Raw genomic sequence first — 18,896 nt, forward strand, 5'->3', positions numbered from 1 at the left:
GATGAGGTTCTTGCCCAGCTTCTGCTCGCCCTCCATGTCGAGGAGCAGGTGGTAGGGCATGATCAGGTGCGCGTTGGCGCTGAGCTTCAGGCCGCTGACGTCGACGCCGCGGGCGCGCAGGTCGTCGATCTCGGCGGTCAGCACCGCGGGGTCCACGACGACGCCGTTGCCGATGACGCAGGTGCGGCCCGGGTAGAGGATGCCCGACGGGATGAGGTGGAACTTCCACGTCTCACCCGCGTGGATGATCGTGTGGCCGGCGTTGTTGCCGCCCTGGAAGCGGACGACGACGTCCGCTCGCTCGGCGAGGAGGTCGATGACCTTGCCCTTGCCCTCGTCGCCCCATTGGGCGCCAACGATCACTGTGCCTGGCATTTCTTTGGGAAGTGTAGGCGGCGAAGGCCTACGCCCGGTCCCACGTGACTGGTGAGGCCACCGGGTCGGGTTCGTCTACCAGGTCGTAGGTTTTCCGACGAAGGTCCGCGCCGGTGACAGGCAGCACCTCGCACATCTCCTCCAAGCGGGAGACGGTGCGTGCGCCGATCTGCTCAGCCAACTCTTCGCGCTCGTTGAGATTCGTGGTTACGACGATCGCCTTCTTCGCTTCGTAGCGGGCGTTGACGATCGCGTAGAGCTGCTCGAGCACCCACGGGCTGGTCGATTCCGCGCCCACGTCATCGATGTGCAGGAGATCCACGGCGGTGAGTTGGTCGATCAGCTGGGTCTGGGTAATCGGGCTGCCCTCGTCGAACGTCCGCCTGATCTCTGCAAGAAGCCGTGGCAACGAATAGATCGCCACGGAATGACCCGCTGAGATCGCAGCTTTGGACACGAGCATCGCCAGCGTTGTCTTACCGGTGCCGTGGCCTCCGAACATCCAGAGGCCCTCGCCCTGGTCCAACCGCTCGTCGATCTGCGAGGTGTATCGCCGGACGGCGTACACCGCGGCTTGATTGATCTGAGGCACGGGATAGCGATCCCAGGACGAACCCGCGTAGAGCTTGGGGATGACAGCGCGCAGGCCCTTGGCCTGGCGCTCGGCAACAACCTGGTCGCGGCAACGGCAGAACGACGACGTCCGGGTGTCCTCGTCGACGAGGATCCCGCTGCCGTCACAGAGCGAGAAGGGGCAGGTGCGCGCCACGGGCTAGGCCGCTCGTTGCAGGCCGAGGAACCGCGGGTACTCGCCCTGGAAGGTGAGCGGGATCTCGCCCAGGCCGCCGTTTCGGTGCTTGGCGACGATGAGGTCCGCCTCGCCCGGGCGGTCGGTGTTCTCGTTGTAGTACTCGTCGCGGTAGATGAACATGACGAGGTCGGCGTCCTGCTCGATCTGGCCGGACTCGCGCAGGTCGGAGAGCATCGGCTTCTTGTCGGTGCGCGACTCGACGCCACGCGACAGCTGCGACAGCGCGATGACCGGGACCTCGAGCTCGCGCGCGAGGATCTTGAGGCCGCGCGAGATCTCGCCGATCGCCTGGACGCGGTTGTCGGTGCGCGCGTCGGTGCGCAGCAGCTGCAGGTAGTCGACGATGACGAGGCCCAGGCCGCCGTACTCGGCCATAGTCTGCTGGTGCAGGCGGCGCGCCTTGGCCCGCATCTCGAGGATGCCGATGTCGGACGAGTCGTCGACGTAGAGCGGCGCGCGGTCATACCGCGACGCGGTCTCCAGCACCCGCTTCCACTTGCGCTCGTCGCGCAGCCGACCCTTGCGCAGGTCGTCGCCCTTGATCGACGCCTGCGACGCGATGAAGCGCTGCGCCAGCTCGGGCTCCGACATCTCCAGGCTGAACAGCGCGACGGGCCGCGGGCGGTCGACGCTCAGCGCGACGTTCTCGGCGAAGTTGGTGACCAGAGCCGATTTCCCCATGGATGGTCTGGCCGCCAAGATGATCATGTTGCCGGGCTGGAAGCCGCCGGTGAGCTCGTCGAGGTCGTGGAAGCCCGAGGCGGTGCCGGTCAGCGAGCGGCCCTCGGTCGAGAGCTCGTGCCAGCGGTCGAGCTCCTCGTGGAGGACCTCGCCGACCTTGCGGAAGTCCTTCTGACGGTCGTCGCGACCGACCTCGAGCATCGCCTTCTCCGCCTGCTCGACGATGTCGCGCGGAAGGCCCTCGTGGTTGTGGACGGAGGACTGGATCTGGTAGGTCGCCGTGAGCAGCTTGCGCAGCAGCGACATCTCGCGCACGATCGAGCCGTAGCGGCGCAGGTTGCCGACGGCGGGCACCGCGGCCGTCAGCGCGTCGATCTCCGCGGGGCCTCCGGCCGCGTCCAGCACGCCGCGGGCCCGCAGGTGCTCGGTGACCGTGACGACGTCGATCGGCTCGCTCTCGTTGTAGAGCGTGAGCATCGAGTCGTAGATGAGCTGGTGGCGCTCCCGGTAGAAGTCCTCCGGCCGGAGGCCCTCCTCGATGACGTAGGCGTAGTGCACCTTGTCGGACAGCAGGACGGCGCCCAGCACGGACTGCTCGGCCTCGAGCGAGTGCGGCGGCGCCAGGGCCTGGCCGGCCGACGAGGGAAGGGCTTCGGGGTACGCGCTCACGGTGAATCGAATGACGCTAGCGGAGGGGGCAGACGCCGGGAATCGAAGTTCCCGCAACGTCCGGGCACGGCCGTCGGGCGCCCCAGAACGACGAACGGCGCCCCGCGGGGCGCCGTCCTGCGAAGGCTGCGGTGGGGTCGAGGCTAGGCCTCGGAGACCATCACCTTGACGGTGGCGGTGACGCCGTCGTTGACCTCGAGGACCACCTGGTAGGTGCCCACGTTCTTGATGGGCTCGTCGAGGTGGATCTTGCGGCGGTCCACGTCGATGGCGCGGGCCTCCTTGATCGCGTCGGCGATGTCCTGCGTGGTGACCGACCCGAACAGGCGGCCGTCCTCGCCGGCCTGCTGCGAGATCGTGAGGACCGTCTTGTTCAGCTGCTCGGCGTACTCGTGCGCCTGGGCGATGCGACCTGCGGTGGCCTTGGTGTGGGCCTCCTGGGTGCGGCGCGCCTCGTTGAGGGCGCCCTTGGTCGCCGGCGCGGCGAGCTTGCGCGGGATCAGGAAGTTGCGGAGGTAGCCCTTGGAGACGTCCACGACGGCGCCACGGGCGCCGATGCCGTCGACGTCCTTGAGGAGGATGGCCTCAGGCACGGGCTAGTCCCGCTCCCGATCGCGATCGCGGCCACGGCGGCCGCCGACGCTCTCCGACGCGGGCTCGGCGGCGTACGGCAGCAGGGCCACCTCGCGGGCGCGCTTGACCGCGCGGGCGATGGCGCTCTGGTGCCGGCGGCAGGCGCCGGTGATGCGACGGGAGCGGATCTTGCCGCGCTCGGAGACGAACCGGCGCAGGCTGGTCACGTCCTTGTAGTCGACGTGCTCGATCTTGTCCTTGCAGAACGGACAAGGCTTGCGGCGCCCGGAACCGGGTCCGCCCTTCTTGTCCCTGCGGCGAGCCGGCTTCGCTGGGCTCTTGCGCTGCTTGGCCACGTGTGTGAAGTCCTCTTTGGTGCGATGAAGTCTGGACGTGCGGACGCGCGCCGACGAGGGCGCGCGAACCCACAGTGTGACACGTGGGCGGCCGTACCGGCCTTCCGCTCGGTAGCGAACGGTCCGGATGGATCCCCGGACGCGCGGCTACTCGGGCGCTTCGTGCTCCACGATAGCGATGCCGAGGGCTGCCGCGAACGTCCCGGCGCCGGCGCGCCTGCTCCAGGGACGCCTCGCGCAGGTCGCACCCGCGCAGGACGACGCGGTCCAGGCGCGCGCCGGTCCCGGGCGCCAGCGTCCCGGTGAGCTCGAGGCCCTCGAGGCGATCCTCGTCGGCGAGGGCGATCTGGCCGAGGTCGGTCTCGGCGAGGTCGTCGGGGAGCGTGGGGGCGCGGGCGGGCGGGGGCCGGTTGAGCGGGCGCCGGTTGAGCGGGCGCCGGTCGAGCGGGGCGGCATCGGCGGGCATGCTGGCACGTGGCCTGACGCCGCGGGGCGCCCGGAACGCGCGAGCCCCCGGACGCGGGGCGTCCGGGGGCTCGAAGGCGCTACGACCCGCGCGCGGGCGATGCCCGCGCCGGGGCTAGAACGGGATGTCGTCGTCGGCCGGCGCGCTGACGGGCGCGGAGGCGGCCGCCGGGGCGAAGTCGCCCGTGTCGACGGGGACGTCGGAGCGCGGGGTGAAGCCGCCGGCCTGGCCGCCGCCGCCACCCTGGTCGTCACGCCCGCCGAGGAACTGCACGGTGTCGGCGACGACCTCGACCTTCGAGCGGTTCTTGCCGGTGTCCTTGTCCTGCCACTCGGACCACTCGAGGCGGCCGTCGATGGCGACCGGACGGCCCTTGGCCAGGTACCTGGCGCAATTCTCGCCCTGCGCGCCCCAGACCGTGACGTCGAAGTAGTTGGGCTTGTCCTCCCAGTCGCCGGTCGCGTTGTTCTTCTTGCGCGTGTTGACGGCGACACGCAGCTTGCAGACCGAGGTGCCGCTCGGCAGCGAGCGCAGCTCAGGGTCGAAGGTCAGGTTGCCGGTCAGGATGACCCGGTTGATGTTCGAGGCGGCCACGAGGGCTCCTTTCGGGGGCGAACTTGAAGTCTGCGGCGAGTCTAGGGGCCGCTCCGGATCGCACGGGCCAAAACCCTGCACCCTGCGGCCGATTCGTCGCAGAGTCGTCGCAAAGCCCGGTGATCGGACACGTCCCGGAACGACAGCAGCGCCGCGGAGGCGGCGCTGCGGGTGCGGCGAGACGGTGCGAGGACCGGTGCTACAGGCGCTCGACCGGCGCGAACTCCGCGGCGACCTCGGGAGCGGGCTCGCTCGAGGCGCTGAGGTCCGGCACGGGCGGAAGGCCGGCGCGGAGCTTGATCACGCGGAAGCGGATGACGCCGTCGGTGATGCGCAGGAAGCGCCCGACCGCCGCCGGGACCTCGGGGCCGCCCTGGAACTGGAGCAGGTGGTAGTCCGCGTCGTGCTTGTGGCGGATCTCGTAGGCGGTCCGACGCGTGCCCCAGTCGTGCTTGCTGACGATGGTGGCGTCGTTGCTCTCCAGGATGCGCTCAGCCTCGGCGAGCACCTTGGCGCGCTGGTCCTCCGGCGCAGCCGTGTCGAGGAGGAGCATCAGGTCGTACGTGGGGTTCTGTGCAGGCATGGTGAAGGTGCCCCGAGGGCGACGAAGGATTATAGCGGGAGGGTGCTGATCGGGACGTGCGGGGGGCGAGTTGCGCCGCGTGCGGGCCTTGTGCGGATGTGATGAACGACTTCTTGCACCGGATCCGCTGGCCCAACGTGGCGCGCGCCGCCGCCGTCCTGGCGGCCGTGGCGCTGCTGATCTCCTGGCCGCACCTGCGCGGCGCGGCGCCCGAGCTGCCGCCACCGGCGCCGTCGGAGGCGGCGGCGCAGCCGTCCGCGCCCGCGCCCGCCGCGCCCTCGCGCCGAACACGCACGCAGGCGCCGCCCCGGCCCGCGGCCGCCTCGGAGCCTCGCGGCGCGCGCCCCAGGCGCACGCGGACCGGCCGCCGCCACGCCACGGACCGCACGCGCCACCGCCGCCCGCCGGCACGCGTCCCATTCCCGCCGCCCGCCGCGCCGCCACCCCCGCCGGTCGCCGCCACCCCGCCCCCTGCGCCACCGTCCGGCGCGGAGTTCCGGCCCTAGGCGGCGCGCCGGGGTCCGGGTCGCTCTGTGCCGGATAATTCCCCGTCAGCCGACCCGGATCCCCCAGGACCGCCGAGGATGACCAGCCGCGCCGGCGCCCTCGCTCACCCTGTCTCCGTCATTGCCGACGAACCACGCGCCGCGGCACGACCAGCGCCCGAGCGGAACGCCACAAGCGCCGGCGCCCCCTCTACGCTTCCACGCCGGCCTTCTTGCGGATGTCGGCGATCTGGTCGTCGATCCAGTCACCCGGATTGCGGGACGTGATGATCTGCTGGAGGCCCTGGGCCCGGCGCTGGCGCTCGGCGGGGCTCATCGTGAGCGCCGCGTGGATGGAGTCGGCGAGCTCCTGGATGTCGAACGGGTTGACGCTGAGGGCGAACTCGCCGAGCTCCTCGTGGGCGCCGGTGTTCTCCGAGAGGATCGAGACGCCGTGGCGCTCGTTGACCATCGGCCCCTCCTTGGCCACGAGGTTCATGCCGTCGAACATCGCGTTGACCAGGAGGACGTCGTAGTTCTTATAGGCCGCCACGGCGTCCTCGAGGTCGTCCTTCAACTTCAACTGGATCGGCATCCAGTCGGGCGTGCCGTGGCGGTGGTTGACCACCGCCACGATCGCCTCGATGCGCTCCAGGTACTCCGCGTACTCGGGCACGTCGGTTCGGGACGGCATGAGCTGCGCGACGAACGTGATCTTCTCGCGGAACTCGGGGTGCTGCTCGAGGAAGAGGTCGAACGCCGTGAACCCGCGCAGGACGTTCTTCGACAGGTCGGCGCGGTCGACGCGCAGGACCAGGTGCTCGCGGCGGCGGCGCAGCAGCTCGGCCTCGAACTCGGCGACGCGTTCGGACTGCGCGGTGCGCCGGATCGCCTGGGCGTCGATCGGCAGCGGGTAGGCCCGCACCCAGACCTCGCGGTCCTCGAAGCGCACGACGCCGGCGTCGAAGTCGACCTCGACGTTCTCGAGCAGGTCACGGCAGCACTGCAGGAAGTTCCAGCGGTAGGACCGGGTGTGGAAGCCGATGATGTCGTTGGCCAGCAGGCCCTCGTAGATCTCGGTCCGCACGCCGCGCGGCAGGACGCGCCAGGCGTCGGGCTGGGTCCATGGGATGTGCACGAAGTGATGGAGGAACGCGTCGGGCCGCGCCCTGCGGACGAGCGCCGGCAAGGTGTACAGGTGGTAGTCGTGGACCATCACGACGGGCTCGTCGACGCCGTCGATCTCCTCCACGACGGCCTTGGCCAGGTCCTCGTTGACCACGTTGTAGCCGAACTCGAACGCCTCGATCTCGTGGCGCCGCACGTCCGGGGCGTTGGAGAGGTCCCAGAGGTAGTGCTGGATGAACCACAGCATCGGGTTGGCGAAGATGTTGTAGAAGCGGTCGTAGGCGTCGGGGTCGCTCTCGACCAGCCGGACCTGGAACTCGCCGTCGCCGCCGGCCTCGACGTCGAAGGACTGGCCGTCGGCCTCCTGGGCGCGCCTGGCGTCGCCCGCGGTCAGCGCCGAGGCGATCCAGACGACCTCGCGGTGCGACGCCAGGCCGGTGAGCGCCGTCACCAGGCCGCCGGTCCCGCGCTTGAAGCCGCCGTCGTCGTCGAACGTCACGGGCCCGCGGTTGGAGACCAGCACCAGCGGGCGCTTCTGGGTGGTCATGCGGCGCACCGCATGGTCGGGTTCTTGTTGGTGACTGCTCATGCGGCGTCGTCCTCCACGCGAGCCTGCTCGGCATGCACGCCGACGCCCAGCTGCTCGCTGAAGATCTTGAGGTAGTCGCGCAGGTAGCGCGGGGTGAGGAAGTGCTTGCGGACGTGCTCCTTGCCGCGCCGGCCGAGCGCCTTGCCCAGTGCCGGGTCCTGCAGGATGTCCAGGCAGCGGGCCGCGCACCGCTCGGGCGTGTCGACGAGGTAGCCGCTGATCCCGTTCTCGACCTGCAGCGGGATCCCGCCGACGTCGCCGCCCACGAACGGCCGCCCCTTCCACAGCGCCTCGCTCACGGTCAGGCCGAAGCCCTCCCGCGTCGACTTCTGCACGACCACGTCGGACTGCGACTGGAACGCGTTGACCTCGATCGAGCCGACGTTGTTGAAGTTGTTGAGGATGAAGATGTCCGGGTCGCCGTCGGCGTGGGCGACGGTCGCGTTGTAGAAGTCCCAGCCCTCGGGGTCGTCGCTGGCCATCGAGCCGACGAGCGCGAGCTGCACGCTGGGCATCTCCTCCTTGACCAGCCGGTACGCATCGATGACACCGAGCGGGTCCTTCCACGGGTCGAAGCGCGAGACCTGGCACATCAGCGGCCGGTCCACATCGATGCCGAACTGGTTGCAGACGAAGGCCGCGTCGTCGGGCGACAGGGCCATGTTCTTGGGCGCGAGCGGATCGATGGCCGGCGGCACGACGTTGACCGTCCCGCGCAGGCCGTCGGGCACGTAGGTCTCCATGTGGAACAGCGACTCGGGGTAGTCGCGGATGTAGGGCAGCAGCCGGTCGATCGTGCTCGGGTTCGGCGTCGAGAGGTCGATGTGGCAGCGCCACACCCAGCTGCGCGCCTTCTCGGGGACGAGCGCGAGCAGGCCCGCCGGCTGCGGGTCGTGCACGAGGCACACGTCCCAGCCGTCGTGCAGCTCAGCGGCGTTGATCTCGTTGTACTTCTGCCAGATGTCCCACTGCTCGTCGGTGAGGTCGTCCGGCGCGCCCTGCAGCGCGTTGTGCATCAGCTTGGTGACGTTGAAGAACTCCTCGCGCCCGTAGAGGATCTGCCACTCGACGTCGAGCCCGACGTCCTTCATCAGCGGCACGAGCGTGTACAGGATCTCGGCGACGCCGCCCCCGAACGCGGTCGCGGAGATGTGCGCGACGCGGGCGCCCTGCAGCGGCTCGGCGAGCTCGCGGATCTCCGCGATGAGCTCACGCCCCACGATGTGGGTGTAGTCCGTGAGGATCTTGGACCCGACGGCGACCGGCTGGAGCACGAACTGAGCCTAACTACCCGCGCGGCGACTGCAGCGGCCGCGTTCCGAGTCGTACCTCGATGGTGCGAGGCTTGCCGTCGCGGATGAGGCCCAGCGTCACGGTCTCGCCCGGCGCGTGGTCCTGGACGGCGAGCGCGAGGTCGGCGTCCTGGCGGATCGGCTCGCCCTCCACCGTCGTCACGATGTCGCCGCCGACGCGCCACGGCGTCTCCTGGAAGCGCTGGCGATCGGTCCCGGCCTTCAGCCCCGCGCCGGCGGCCGGCCCGCCCGGGACGACCGCCTGGATCCACGCGCCGCGCTCGGTCCCGAGGTGGAACCGCTCGGCCAGTTGCGGGTAGACGCCCTGCGTCGAGACGCCGAGGAAGGCGTAGCGCACGTGGCCGGTGGCGCGCAGCTGGTCCAGCGATCGCCGGACGACGTCGACCGGCACCGCGAACCCGACGCCGCTGCCCTCGCCCGAGGTCGTGCGGATCTGCGAGTTGATCCCGAGCACGCGGCCGCGCGCGTCCAGCAGCGGGCCGCCCGAGTTGCCGCTGTTGATCGCAGCGTCGGTCTGCAGCGCGCCCGAGGTCTGGAAGCCCGTGAGCGACTCGATCGACCGGCCCGTCGCCGAGATGACGCCGACCGACAGCGAGCGCTCCTCGCCGAACGGCGACCCGATGGCCGCGACCGGCTCGCCGACGTGGACGGCCGCGATCGAGCCGAGCGGCAGCGGCCGCAGCGTCAGGCCGCGGGGATCGACCTTGACCAGCGCCACGTCGGAGAACGGGTCGAAGCCGACGATCCGGCCGGCGACCTGGTTGCCGTCGCCGAAGCGGACGAACACCTCGCGCGCGGGCTTGATCGAGCGGCCCGTGCCGCTGGTCACCACGTGCGCGTTGGTGGCGATCTCGCCGCTGGCGTCGACCACGAAGCCCGACCCGAGGCCGCCGCGCGCCGACGAGCCCGTGCCGGGGTCGATCGCCAGGAGCGTCACGACGCCCGGCGACTCGCGCCGGTAGATCCCCTGCGGGTCGAAGCCCGTGTCGGCGCCGGCCTGCCGCACGACCTCGACGCGCGTGGTGCGCTGGACGGTCTCGGTTTGCGTCCGGGTCTGCGCGGTGGACGTGCCCCGGGCGCCGCCGCCACTCCCGTCGCCGCCAGAGCTGTCGCGCCCGCATCCGGCCGCCGGCAGGGCGAACGCCATCGCGGTCGCGAGGCCCGCCGCCGCGCGCGCGGCCGTCGTCGCCCTCATACCGGCAGCTCCAGCGTGAACGTCGTGCGCCCGGGCTGGCTGTCGACGGCGAGCCGCCCGTTCATGCGCTCGGCCAGCTCCCCGGCGATCGCGAGCCCGAGGCCGGAGCCCTGGGCGTCGTCGGTCGTCACGAACGGCTCGAAGATGCGGGGGAGCATGGTGCGGTGGATACCCGGTCCGAAGTCCCCCACTCCCAGGCGCGCGCGATCGCCGCGGCGCGAGGCCGAGACGACGAGGTCGGTGCCGGGCGGCGTGTGGGTGATCGCGTTGTCGATGAGGATGCGCATGACCTGGGCGATGCGCTCGGGATCGCCATCGACGACGATCGGCGCCGGCGGCAGGCGCAGCTCCAGGTGCGAGTCATGGCTGCTCAGCGCGGGGCTGAACTCGTCGGCGACCGTGCGCGCGACCACGCCGAGATCCGTGCGCTCGGCGCGCAGCTCCAGCGAGCCGGCCTCCAGCTTGGAGAGGTCGAGCAGGTCGGTGGCGAGCTTCTGCATCCGCCCGACCTGCTCGCGCAGCTGCGCGACGAAGCGCCGGCGGGTGTCCTCGTCGAGGTCCTCCTCCTCGAGCAGCTCGAGGAACCCGCCGAGGCTGAACAGCGGCGTGCGCAGCTCATGCGAGGCGATGGCGATGAACCGCTTGCGGGCGTCGTCGAGCTCGGCGAGCTGGCGGCGCATCGACTCGAGCGTGCGCGCGAGCTGTCCCAGCTCGTCGCGGGAGTCCACGGGGAAGCGCGCCGACAGGTCGCCCTGCGCGACGCGGTCGGCCACCGCCTCCAGGCGCCGGACCCGCCACGAGATCGCCCGTGCGACCAGCCAGCCGGCCAGCGTGGCGATGAGCAGCGCGGCCAGCCCCGCGGTCAGCAGCCGGTGGCGCACGAGCGCGACGTCGGCGGTGATGTCGTCGATCGGCTTTGAGAAGACGACCACCGTGCCGACGACCCGCCGGTGCGTGCGCGGGTCCTGGTAGAGCAGCGGGATCGCGGCCTCGCCGACGCGGCCGCTGTCGCCCGACTCCACGCCCGTCGCGGGCCGCCCGGTGCGGCCCGCCTCGGCGGCGACGTCGAAGCGCAGGTCGCGGATCTCGACCTGGCGGGTCGAGTCGGACTTGAACCATGTCTTGAGGTCGCCGGCCTGGCGGTACATGCCCAGCAGCGTCACGCGTGCCGTCGTTGCGTCGGCCGCGTCGCGGACCAGGCCGTTGATGCGGCCCGCCGAGGCGCCGCGGTCGATCGCCGCGTCGATGGAGCGCGAGTAGCGCTGGCCGTCGGCCTGCAGCTCCTGCAGCGCCTGGTCGCGCAGCGCGTCCTGCAGCGAGGTGAGCACGCCCAGCGTGACGATCGCGACCGTCCCGAGGACGATCACGAAGACAGACAGCGCGAGGCGGGTGCGCAGCGATCTCATGGACGCCGCGGATTCTCGCCGAGAGCTAGAGACTGTGTCGCTGTCGCGACTGGGGACCCACCTCCGGCGGCGACGGCTGGCCGTCGTGGGCCTCGGCCTCGCTGGCCGCCAACGGCACCCCTATCGCGCTTCGTCGCGGAAGCGGTAGCCGACGCCCCGGACCGTGAAGAGGTACTCGGGGTCCTTGGCGTCGGTCTCGAGCTTCTCGCGCAGGTGGCGGATGTGCACGTCGATCGTGCGCGGGTCGCGGTACGCGCTGTCGCCCCAGATGCGCGTCAGCAGCATGTCGCGCGTGAACACGCGGCCCGGGTTGCGCGCCAGGGCGTTGAGGATCTCGAACTCGACGAACGTCAGCTCGACCGACGTGTCGCGGATGCGGACGGCGCGCTTGGCCGGGTCGATCTCCAGCTCGTGGACGGTCAGCGGGAGGTCTTCGGCCTCGGGCTCGGCCTGCGTCTGCATGCCCGCGCGGCGCAGCGCGGCCCGCACGCGGCTGCGGAACTCGCGCAGCGAGAAGGGCTTGGTGATGTAGTCGTCGGCGCCCAACTCGAGGCCGAGCACCTTGTCGATCTCCTCGGCCTTGGCCGTGAGCATGATGATCGGGACGTTGTGGCGGGCCCGGATCCGCCGGCACACCTCCAGGCCGTCCATGCGCGGCATCATCACGTCGAGCACGACGAGGTCGAACCGGCTCTCGTTGAACCGTGCGAGCGCCTCGCGGCCGTCCGACGCGGTGGTCACGTCGTAGCCGTCCTTGCGCAACGGGAAGCTCAGCAGGGTCTGGATCGACTGCTCGTCGTCGGCGAGGAGGATCCGGGGGGCGCGTTCGGCCATCGGGTGAGACACACTGTATGTGCATGCTCGATCCGCGCCTCTACCGCGTCGCGTTCGTGCCCGTGCTCCTCGCGCTGCTCGTGGCGGCGTTCTCCCTCCAGGATCGACCGCGTCCGATCGGGACGACGCTCAACCCCGAGGCGTTCGACGGGATCCGGGCACAGGACACGCTGGACGCCCTGGCCCGCCGCTTCCCGACGAGCCGCCGCCCCGGCAGCGCGGCCGACGAGCGCCTGGCCGGCGACATCGCCGCGCAGCTGCGCAAGACCGTTCCCGGCACGGTCGAGGAGCATCGCTTCCGTGGCGAGACGATCGACGGCGAGCGCGATCTGGTCGACGTCGTCGCCACGCGCCCCGGCATGCCGGGACCCGGCCTCGTCGTCGTCGCCCACCGCGACGCCGCCGGCACGAGCGCGAAGGCCGAGCTCTCGGCGACCGCCGCGCTGCTGGAGCTCGCCCGGGTCGCGGCCGACGGGCGGCTGCGCCGGACCATCACGTTCATCTCGACCTCCGGCGGCAGCGGAGGGTTCGCGGGCGCGCGCGAGGAGGCCCGCCGGCTGCAGGGGCGTGCCGACGCGGTGCTCGTGCTCGGCGACGTCGCGAGCGCCAACACGCGCCGGCCGTTCGTCGTCGGCGTCTCCAACGACCTCGGCCAGGCGCCGATCCAGCTGCAGCGGACGGTGCAGGCGGCCGTGCGCGCGGAGGTCGGGAGTGACGCCGGGGCGCCGCGTGCGCTGACGCAGTGGCTGCGCATGGCGGTGCCCGTGACGATCTCCGAGCAGGGCCCGTTCCTGCGCGCCGGGCAGCCCGCCGTGCTGCTGTCGGCCAGCGGCGAGCGCCCGCCCGCCGCCGGCGCGCCCCTGCGCGACGGGCGCATGACCCGCTTCGGCCGCGCTGCGCTGCGCGTGCTCTACGGGCTGGACAACTTCCGCGACTACGCCGCGCGGCCGCGCGACGACCTGGTCCTCCGCGGCAAGGTCCTGCCGGGCTGGTCGGTCCGGCTGCTGGTCGGCACGCTGCTGCTGCCGCCGCTGCTCATGGGCGTCGACGCGCTCGCGCGGCTGCGCCGCCGCCGCGAGCCGCTCGGCGCCTGGGGCGTCTGGGCGCTGGCCGGGTCGGTCCCGTTCCTGATGGCGTGCCTGTTCGCGGTGCTCCTCGCCGCGATCGGGCTGATCTCGGTCGCCCCGGGCGCGCCCGTGCCGCCGGCCGCGCTGGCGCTCGGCACGGGATCGGTGATCGCGTTCGTCGCGATCCTCCTGATCTTCGCGCTCGGCTGGCTGGTCGCGCGCCCGGCGCTGCTGCACGCCGCCGGCGCGGCGCGTCCGACCCGGCGGTCGCCGACGTCCGATCAGCCCGGCGGCGTCGTGGCCGTCGGGCTGACGACCCTCGTCGTGGCGGGCGCGCTCTGGTTGGGCAACCCGTACGCCGCGGCGCTCGTGATCCCCGCCGTCCACATCTGGCCGTGGGCGCTGACGCCCGACCTGCGCCTGCCGCGCTGGGCGTCGCTGGCGATCGTCGTCTTCGCGCTCTTCCCGCTGGCGCTCGTCGGCCTGGTCGACGCGCGGGCGTTCGGCATGGGCCCGGTCCGTGGCGCGTGGTTCTGGACGGTGCTCGTCGCCGGTGGGCACATCCCGATCGGCTCATGGGTGCTGTGGAGCTTCGTGTGGGGCTGCGCCGTCGGCGCCTGCCTGCTGGCGCTGCGCCGGCGCCGCCCGCGCGACGACGACCCCGACGAGGTCACGGTCCGCGGACCGGTCAGCTACGCGGGACCGGGCTCGCTGGGCGGTACGCCCTCGGGCCTGCGGCGGTAGCCGATGGCGGCGCGTGCGCCCGTCCCGGAGCGTCGGCGGCGGGTCCTCCGCGGCCTCTCGACCGTCCTGATCGTGGCCGGCGCGCTCGTGCTCGCCGACGCCGCCACGACGCTGCTGTGGCAGGAGCCGGTCACGGCGCTGCAGACCCGCATCCGCCAGCACGGGCTCAGCGGCGACCTGCGGCGCCTCGAGGCCCGGGGCCCGACGCGCCTGGAGGCGCGCGCGCTCGCGGGCCTGGACGGCGAGCGGGAGCGCATCGCGTTCCTGGCGCGCTCGCTGCAGCGCCGCACCGCGCCGGGCGACGCCGTGGGGCGGCTGAAGATCGGGCGCCTCGGGGCGGACTTCGTGCTGGTCAAGGGCTCGGATCCCGGCGACCTGCGCAAGGGCCCCGGCACCTACGACGGCACGCCCCTGCCCGGCGTCCCGGGGACGGCGGCGATCGCGGGGCACCGGACGACCTACCTCGCGCCGTTTCGCCACCTCGACGAGCTCAGACCCGACGACCGCATCACGGTGCAGATGCCCTACGCGACGTTCACCTACCGCGTGGAGCGCACGCGCATCGTCGACGCCGACGCGCTGTGGATCCTGAAGCGCGCGACGACCGACCGGCTGGTTCTGTCGGCCTGCCACCCGTTGTTCAGCGCTGCTCAGCGCATCGTCGTCTTCTCGCGGTTGACCTCCGTCGTCCCCCTCGGCTTCGCCCGGGCTGGACAAGGGTCGGAGTTTGGCCGCGCTCCGCTCAAAGCGAAGCCGTCCTGAGCCGATGGAGGATCCAGCCCGGTACGCGCCTGCCCCGGATCACCGCTCCGAGAGAGGGTGCCGGCGGGAGGCGACTCCAGCCGAACCGGTCGAGCAAGGCAGGGACATGTACGCGAAGGAGCTCAAAGCTCAGGTCCAGGACGACGCCTATGTCGTGGACCCCCATCTGGTCGCCGAGGCGCTGCTGCGCAAGGCGGCCTCGCGGCGCGCGGACGCGCCGTCGGTCAGCCGACGGGGTGCTCGTGACCGCGCAGCGGCCGGGCCCCGTCCGCGCCCGCAAGGCTGAGCCCCGGCTCGCCGCCGGCAGGCACGGCCGTCACGCGGCCGACGACCGTCACGGCACCGCCGAGCGCGGCGACGGCCTCCGGTGCCAGGCAGGCGCACAGCTCGTAGTCCTCGCCCGACGTGGCGGCCAGCTCGGCCGCCCCGACGCCCAGCTGCGCCGCCACGGCCGCGACCCCGTCGGCCAGCGGCAGCGCGGCGAGGTCGACCTCGATCCGCACGCCACCGGCCTGCGCCAGGTGCGCTGCGTCGGTCGCGATGCCGTCGGAGAGGTCGATCAGCGCGTGGGCGCCCGCGGCCGCCAGCGCGCGGCCGGCCTCCAGGCGCGGCTCCGGGCGCAGGTGGCGCCGCACGAGCGCCCGGGGTCCTGTGGCCTCGCCGGTGAGGATCGCCAGCCCCGCGCCCGAGGCGCCGAGCGGGCCGGTGACGACCACGACGTCGCCCGGCTGCGCGCCGTCGCGACCGATCAGGTCCGCTTCGCGCTCGGCCCAGCCGACGACCGTGACCACGATGGTGAGCACGGGCGCACGCGTGACGTCGCCGCCGGCGATCGTCGTGCCGGTGCGGCGCGCGAGATCCTCCATCCCGCCGGCCAGCGCGACCGCGTCGTCGCGGGTGAACCCCGGCGGCAGGCCGAGCGCGACGTAGGCCTCGCCGGCGTCGGCGCCCATGGCGGCCAGGTCGCTCAGCGCGCCGGCCAGCGCGCGGTGCCCGACGTCGGCGGCCGTCACGTCGGGATGGTGCATCAGGAAGTGCACGCCGTCGACCATCGCGTCGGTGCTGACGGCCTGGAACGGCCGGGCCGCGACGACCGCGCAGTCGTCGCCGGACCAGCGCACCACGCGCGGCGAGCGGTTGGTCAGCAGCTCCTGGAAGGCCGCGATGAGGGCGTGCTCGCCCTCGGCGGGTGGCGGAGGCTCAGCGATGCCGGTAGACGATACGGGCCCGGTTGAGGTCGTACGGGCTGAGCTCGACGCGGACGCGGTCGCCGGGGAGGATGCGGATCCGGAAGCGGCGCATCTTGCCGGCGACGTGGCCCAGGACTTCGTGGCCGTTGTCGAGCTGCACCTTGAACATCGCGTTCGGGAGCGCCTCGGTCACCTCGCCCTCGAACTCGACCTTGTCCTCCTTGGGCATCGCGCCGAGACCGTACCAGGGCGTGCGACGCGCGACCGACGCGTTCTGCTACGGGAGGACCGTGTCTACGGGGGTGGCGCCGTGCCGCCGCCGGCGCCCGTGTCGGGGGCGGGCGTCGCGGTCCCGGTGCCCGTGCCGCCGCCGGTCCCGGTGTCGCCGGTCGTGCCCGGCGTCTGGGTGGCGGGCGGCGTCTGCGGCGGCGTCTGGTACTGGTCGGGCGGGTACTTGGTGGAGCCGTTGCCGTTGCCGCCGTTGGCGCCGTTGCCCTTGCCGGTCTCCAGCGCCTGGCTCCCGTTGCCGTTGGTCTGGTAGCTGCCGGGATCGACCTTGTTGTCCGTGACGCCGGTCTTGGCGTACTTGCCGAAGAACGGCGTGGAGACGAACGGGTTCTTCGGCTTGGCGAAGTCGCCGCAGTACGAGCCGTGCGCCGTCTTCATGTAGGCGCCCCAGATCGGCGCGGCGACCTCGCCGCCCGCGGCGCCCGGGCCGAGGGTGCGCCGGTCGGTCGCGTGCCCGACCCACACCGACGTCGCCAGGCGCGGCGTGAAGCCGACGAACCAGGCGTCGGTGAAGTCGTCGACGGTGCCGGTCTTGCCCGCGGCGGGGCAGCCGAACTGGGCCTTGGTGCCCGTGCCGCCCTCGACGTTCTGCTTGAGGATCTCGGTGGCCTTGGCGGTGACGCCGTCCTCGAAGGCGCGGTGGCGGTGCGCCTTCTCGGACTTGCAGTCGAACCCGCCCAGCTTCTTGGGGAAGCAGACCTTGCGCACGGCGCTGACGCGGTTGCGCCAGCCGTGGGAGGCGATCGTCCCGTAGGCGTTGGCCATCTCCAGCGGCGTGATGCCCTTCGTCAGGCCGCCGAGCGCCGCGGCGGGCAGCGCGTCGACGGGGGACTTGATCCCCATGTCGATCGCCGTCTTCTTGACCTCCTCGGGGCCGAGGTCGAGGTCGAGCTGCTGGTAGATCGAGTTGTCGGACGTCAGCGTCGCCTTGACGAGGTTCGCGCGGCCGATGTAGCTGTGGGAGTAGGTCTGGACGTCGATCGGCCCCCACTTGGGGTCGTTGAACTTCAGGGGCATCGACGTGTAGGTCGTGGTGTTGGGGTCCACGCCCTTGCGCAGGGCGGTCATCAACACCATCACCTTGAACGTCGAGCCGGCCGCGTAGTGGCCCTGGGACGCCAGGTTGAACTTGAACTGCCCGTACGTGGCGGTCGAGGCCATGGCCTTGAGGTCGCCGTTGCGCGGGTCGACCGACACGATGGCGCCCGAGCGGTCGGTGCCGGCCAGGTTGTCGTCGAGCGCCTTGCGTGCGGCCCGCTGCATCTTGAGGTCCAGCGTCGTGTAGATGTGCATGCCGCCGGCCTGAACGCGGGCGCGGCCGTACTCCGAGACCAGCTGCTGCTGGACGTAGTCGTAGAAGTAGCTCTCGCGCTTCTTGGAGTAGTAGCCGTTCGGCTTGACGCCCAGCGGCTGCTTGATCGCCTTGGCCGCCGCGGCCTGGGTGATGTATCCCTGCTCGGCCATCCGGCGCAGCACGTCGTCGCGGCGCGCCTTGGCCTTCGAGGCGCTGAGGAAGGGGTTGTAGACCGACGGCGCCTGGGGCAGGCCGGCCAGCAGCGCGGCCTGGGCGAGCGTCAGCTTGGAGGCGGGCTTGTCATAGAAGATGCGCGACGCGGCCTGGATGCCCACCGCGGTCTTGCCGCCGACCGTGCCGTAGGGCACGTTGTTGAGGTAGCTGTCGAGGATCCAGCGCTTGCCGCGGACGCCGGGGTGCTTGTTCTCGAGCTCCTCGGCGAGCTTGGCCTCGCGGATCTTGCGCTTGTAGCCCTCGACGCCATTGCGCACCGTGTCCTTGGTGTACAGGTTGCGGATCAGCTGCATCGTCAGCGTCGAGCCGCCCTGCACGTCCTTCTTGGACTCGAGGTTCTTGACCGCCGCGCGGACGACGCCCTCGAAGTCGACGCCCTTGTGGTCGAAGAAGCGCCGGTCCTCGATCGCGACGGTCGCGTCGCGGGCGACCTGCGGGATCTGGCCGCCGGTGACCGGGGTGCGCAGCACGTCGGTGCTGATGAAGCCGAGGCGCTGGCCGTCGGCGGAGTAGATGACCGAGGCGGCGCCCTGGTCCTGCGGCTTGATGCTGTCCAGCGACGGGCCGGAGGTCGCGACGGACACGACCCAGCCGACGGCGCCGAGCGCGCCCAGGGCGGCGAACAGCGTCAAGACGCCGAAGGCGAGCAAGAGGGGGCGGCCGGGGCCGCCCTTGTTGCGACGGCGGCGGCGCTGTCGTTCGCGGCGGGACATAAGTTGGGCGTAGCGCTGGTCAGCCCCTCCCGAGGGCGCGCACGCGAGTCCGTGATTCTAGCCCGCTTCCGAGAACCCTCCGCCGGTGGGGCTCTCGTTGCGCCAGCTGCGGGTGGCTCGGGCGGGGCTGGCTGGGCGGCACTCCGCGACGCCGTCACCGCGCTGCGCTGCGCGCTCGCGTGTTTGGCGGCGCGTACATCGGTCGTCGGTATCGCTGTGCCGGGCGACGCGATCCGCCGTGGCATCGATCACGCGCTTAGCCGCTCCGCGCGGATGCCGACGTCACGGAGTGCCGCCATGGACCGTCCCCGCGGCAGCGCTCCATCCTTCCCCGACGCTCGTGAGCACTTCTCGGTCCAAGCCGAGAACCGACGGAGGCTCAGCGCCACCGGTCCGCGAGCCGCGCCGGCGGCGTTCGCGGGAGCGCTGGGCGGCGCAGCCGTGTGCCGAAGCTGTGGACGTAGCGGGGACGTGTGACGTCGCCATCCGCGCGGAGCGGCAAAGCGCGTGATCGATGCCAGCGCCGTCGGCGCCCCGGCCGCAGCG

At 72.1% G+C, this 18,896-nt stretch carries 18 protein-coding genes; 3 read left to right on the forward strand and 15 right to left on the reverse strand.

The annotated features are described in order from the left end of the window. The 7 genes from VK501_RS07835 to rpsF all read right to left on the reverse strand — a co-directional run. The coding region (locus VK501_RS07835; RefSeq protein ID WP_324336343.1) for an adenylosuccinate synthetase at positions 1-375 on the reverse strand (375 nt) is incomplete at its 3' end. 28 nt (positions 376-403) lie between these two features. After that, positions 404-1,144 carry an ATP-binding protein gene (locus tag VK501_RS07840; RefSeq protein ID WP_324336345.1) on the reverse strand — a complete coding sequence of 247 codons (741 nt, stop codon included), beginning with the start codon at positions 1,142-1,144 and terminating at the stop codon, positions 404-406. A 3-nt stretch (positions 1,145-1,147) separates the two neighbouring features. After that, positions 1,148-2,536 carry a replicative DNA helicase gene (gene dnaB, locus VK501_RS07845; protein WP_324336346.1) on the reverse strand — a complete coding sequence of 463 codons (1,389 nt, stop codon included), beginning with the start codon at positions 2,534-2,536 and terminating at the stop codon, positions 1,148-1,150. Positions 2,537-2,679: 143 nt separating this feature from the next. Further along, positions 2,680-3,129, reverse strand: coding sequence for a 50S ribosomal protein L9 (rplI, locus tag VK501_RS07850; RefSeq protein WP_324336348.1), 450 nt, complete (start codon positions 3,127-3,129; stop codon positions 2,680-2,682). 3 nt (positions 3,130-3,132) lie between these two features. After that, positions 3,133-3,465: a 30S ribosomal protein S18 gene (gene rpsR, locus VK501_RS07855; RefSeq protein WP_324336349.1), complete on the reverse strand. Its 333-nt coding sequence runs from the start codon at positions 3,463-3,465 to the stop codon at positions 3,133-3,135. Between the two features lie 580 nt (positions 3,466-4,045). After that, positions 4,046-4,525: a single-stranded DNA-binding protein gene (locus VK501_RS07860; protein ID WP_324336351.1), complete on the reverse strand. Its 480-nt coding sequence runs from the start codon at positions 4,523-4,525 to the stop codon at positions 4,046-4,048. Positions 4,526-4,724: 199 nt separating this feature from the next. Then, complete coding sequence (gene rpsF, locus VK501_RS07865; RefSeq protein WP_324336353.1) at positions 4,725-5,108, reverse strand: 30S ribosomal protein S6; 384 nt, start codon at positions 5,106-5,108, stop codon at positions 4,725-4,727. A gap of 101 nt (positions 5,109-5,209) precedes the next feature. Between rpsF and VK501_RS07870 the strand changes: the two genes are divergently transcribed. After that, complete coding sequence (locus tag VK501_RS07870; RefSeq protein WP_324336355.1) at positions 5,210-5,614, forward strand: hypothetical protein; 405 nt, start codon at positions 5,210-5,212, stop codon at positions 5,612-5,614. Positions 5,615-5,804: 190 nt separating this feature from the next. Here VK501_RS07870 and VK501_RS07875 read toward each other — a convergent pair whose 3' ends face one another. The 5 genes from VK501_RS07875 to VK501_RS07895 form a co-directional block, all read right to left on the reverse strand. Further along, complete coding sequence (locus tag VK501_RS07875; RefSeq protein ID WP_324336357.1) at positions 5,805-7,268, reverse strand: trehalose-6-phosphate synthase; 1,464 nt, start codon at positions 7,266-7,268, stop codon at positions 5,805-5,807. A 38-nt stretch (positions 7,269-7,306) separates the two neighbouring features. Then, positions 7,307-8,584 carry a glycosyltransferase gene (locus VK501_RS07880; protein ID WP_324336362.1) on the reverse strand — a complete coding sequence of 426 codons (1,278 nt, stop codon included), beginning with the start codon at positions 8,582-8,584 and terminating at the stop codon, positions 7,307-7,309. A gap of 13 nt (positions 8,585-8,597) precedes the next feature. Continuing rightward, positions 8,598-9,818, reverse strand: a complete 1,221-nt coding sequence (locus tag VK501_RS07885; RefSeq protein WP_324336365.1) for a S1C family serine protease — start codon at positions 9,816-9,818, stop codon at positions 8,598-8,600. Continuing rightward, the gene (locus VK501_RS07890; RefSeq protein WP_324336367.1) at positions 9,815-11,224 is read right to left on the reverse strand and encodes a HAMP domain-containing sensor histidine kinase; all 1,410 of its coding nucleotides are present in this window, start codon (positions 11,222-11,224) and stop codon (positions 9,815-9,817) included. Before VK501_RS07890 ends, VK501_RS07885 begins: the two co-directional genes overlap by 4 nt. A gap of 120 nt (positions 11,225-11,344) precedes the next feature. Continuing rightward, the gene (locus VK501_RS07895; protein WP_324336371.1) at positions 11,345-12,058 is read right to left on the reverse strand and encodes a response regulator transcription factor; all 714 of its coding nucleotides are present in this window, start codon (positions 12,056-12,058) and stop codon (positions 11,345-11,347) included. Between the two features lie 23 nt (positions 12,059-12,081). On the opposite strand from VK501_RS07895, the gene VK501_RS07900 reads away from it, so the two are divergent. Beyond that, positions 12,082-13,869, forward strand: coding sequence for a hypothetical protein (locus VK501_RS07900; protein WP_324336373.1), 1,788 nt, complete (start codon positions 12,082-12,084; stop codon positions 13,867-13,869). Between the two features lie 72 nt (positions 13,870-13,941). After that, the gene (locus VK501_RS07905; protein ID WP_324336375.1) at positions 13,942-14,631 is read left to right on the forward strand and encodes a class D sortase; all 690 of its coding nucleotides are present in this window, start codon (positions 13,942-13,944) and stop codon (positions 14,629-14,631) included. A 224-nt stretch (positions 14,632-14,855) separates the two neighbouring features. Here VK501_RS07905 and thiL read toward each other — a convergent pair whose 3' ends face one another. The 3 genes from thiL to VK501_RS07920 form a co-directional block, all read right to left on the reverse strand. Continuing rightward, complete coding sequence (gene thiL, locus VK501_RS07910) at positions 14,856-15,839, reverse strand: thiamine-phosphate kinase (protein ID WP_324336526.1); 984 nt, start codon at positions 15,837-15,839, stop codon at positions 14,856-14,858. Next, positions 15,832-16,050 (reverse strand): translation initiation factor IF-1, encoded by a 219-nt coding sequence (gene infA / locus VK501_RS07915; RefSeq protein WP_324336377.1) that lies wholly within the window; start codon positions 16,048-16,050, stop codon positions 15,832-15,834. The genes thiL and infA overlap by 8 nt, the downstream gene beginning before the upstream one ends. 65 nt (positions 16,051-16,115) lie before the next feature. Beyond that, on the reverse strand, positions 16,116-18,350 hold the full coding sequence (locus VK501_RS07920; protein ID WP_324336379.1) for a transglycosylase domain-containing protein: 2,235 nt from the start codon (positions 18,348-18,350) through the stop codon (positions 16,116-16,118). Between the last annotated feature and the right edge of the window lie 546 nt (positions 18,351-18,896).

Source organism: Baekduia sp. (assembly GCF_035318805.1).
GTDB lineage: Bacteria > Actinomycetota > Thermoleophilia > Solirubrobacterales > Solirubrobacteraceae > Baekduia.

What these genes read in the sequence shown, in the direction of transcription:
- rpsF (WP_324336353.1), bottom strand. Translation starts at nt 5,108, where the DNA reads ATGCCTGCACAGAACCCCACGTACGACCTGATGCTCCTCCTCGACACG.
- VK501_RS07870 (WP_324336355.1), top strand. Translation starts at nt 5,210, where the DNA reads ATGAACGACTTCTTGCACCGGATCCGCTGGCCCAACGTGGCGCGCGCC.
- VK501_RS07875 (WP_324336357.1), bottom strand. Translation starts at nt 7,268, where the DNA reads ATGACCACCCAGAAGCGCCCGCTGGTGCTGGTCTCCAACCGCGGGCCC.
- VK501_RS07885 (WP_324336365.1), bottom strand. Translation starts at nt 9,818, where the DNA reads ATGAGGGCGACGACGGCCGCGCGCGCGGCGGCGGGCCTCGCGACCGCG.
- VK501_RS07890 (WP_324336367.1), bottom strand. Translation starts at nt 11,224, where the DNA reads ATGAGATCGCTGCGCACCCGCCTCGCGCTGTCTGTCTTCGTGATCGTC.
- VK501_RS07895 (WP_324336371.1), bottom strand. Translation starts at nt 12,058, where the DNA reads ATGGCCGAACGCGCCCCCCGGATCCTCCTCGCCGACGACGAGCAGTCG.
- VK501_RS07900 (WP_324336373.1), top strand. Translation starts at nt 12,082, where the DNA reads ATGCTCGATCCGCGCCTCTACCGCGTCGCGTTCGTGCCCGTGCTCCTC.
- infA (WP_324336377.1), bottom strand. Translation starts at nt 16,050, where the DNA reads ATGCCCAAGGAGGACAAGGTCGAGTTCGAGGGCGAGGTGACCGAGGCG.
- VK501_RS07920 (WP_324336379.1), bottom strand. Translation starts at nt 18,350, where the DNA reads ATGTCCCGCCGCGAACGACAGCGCCGCCGCCGTCGCAACAAGGGCGGC.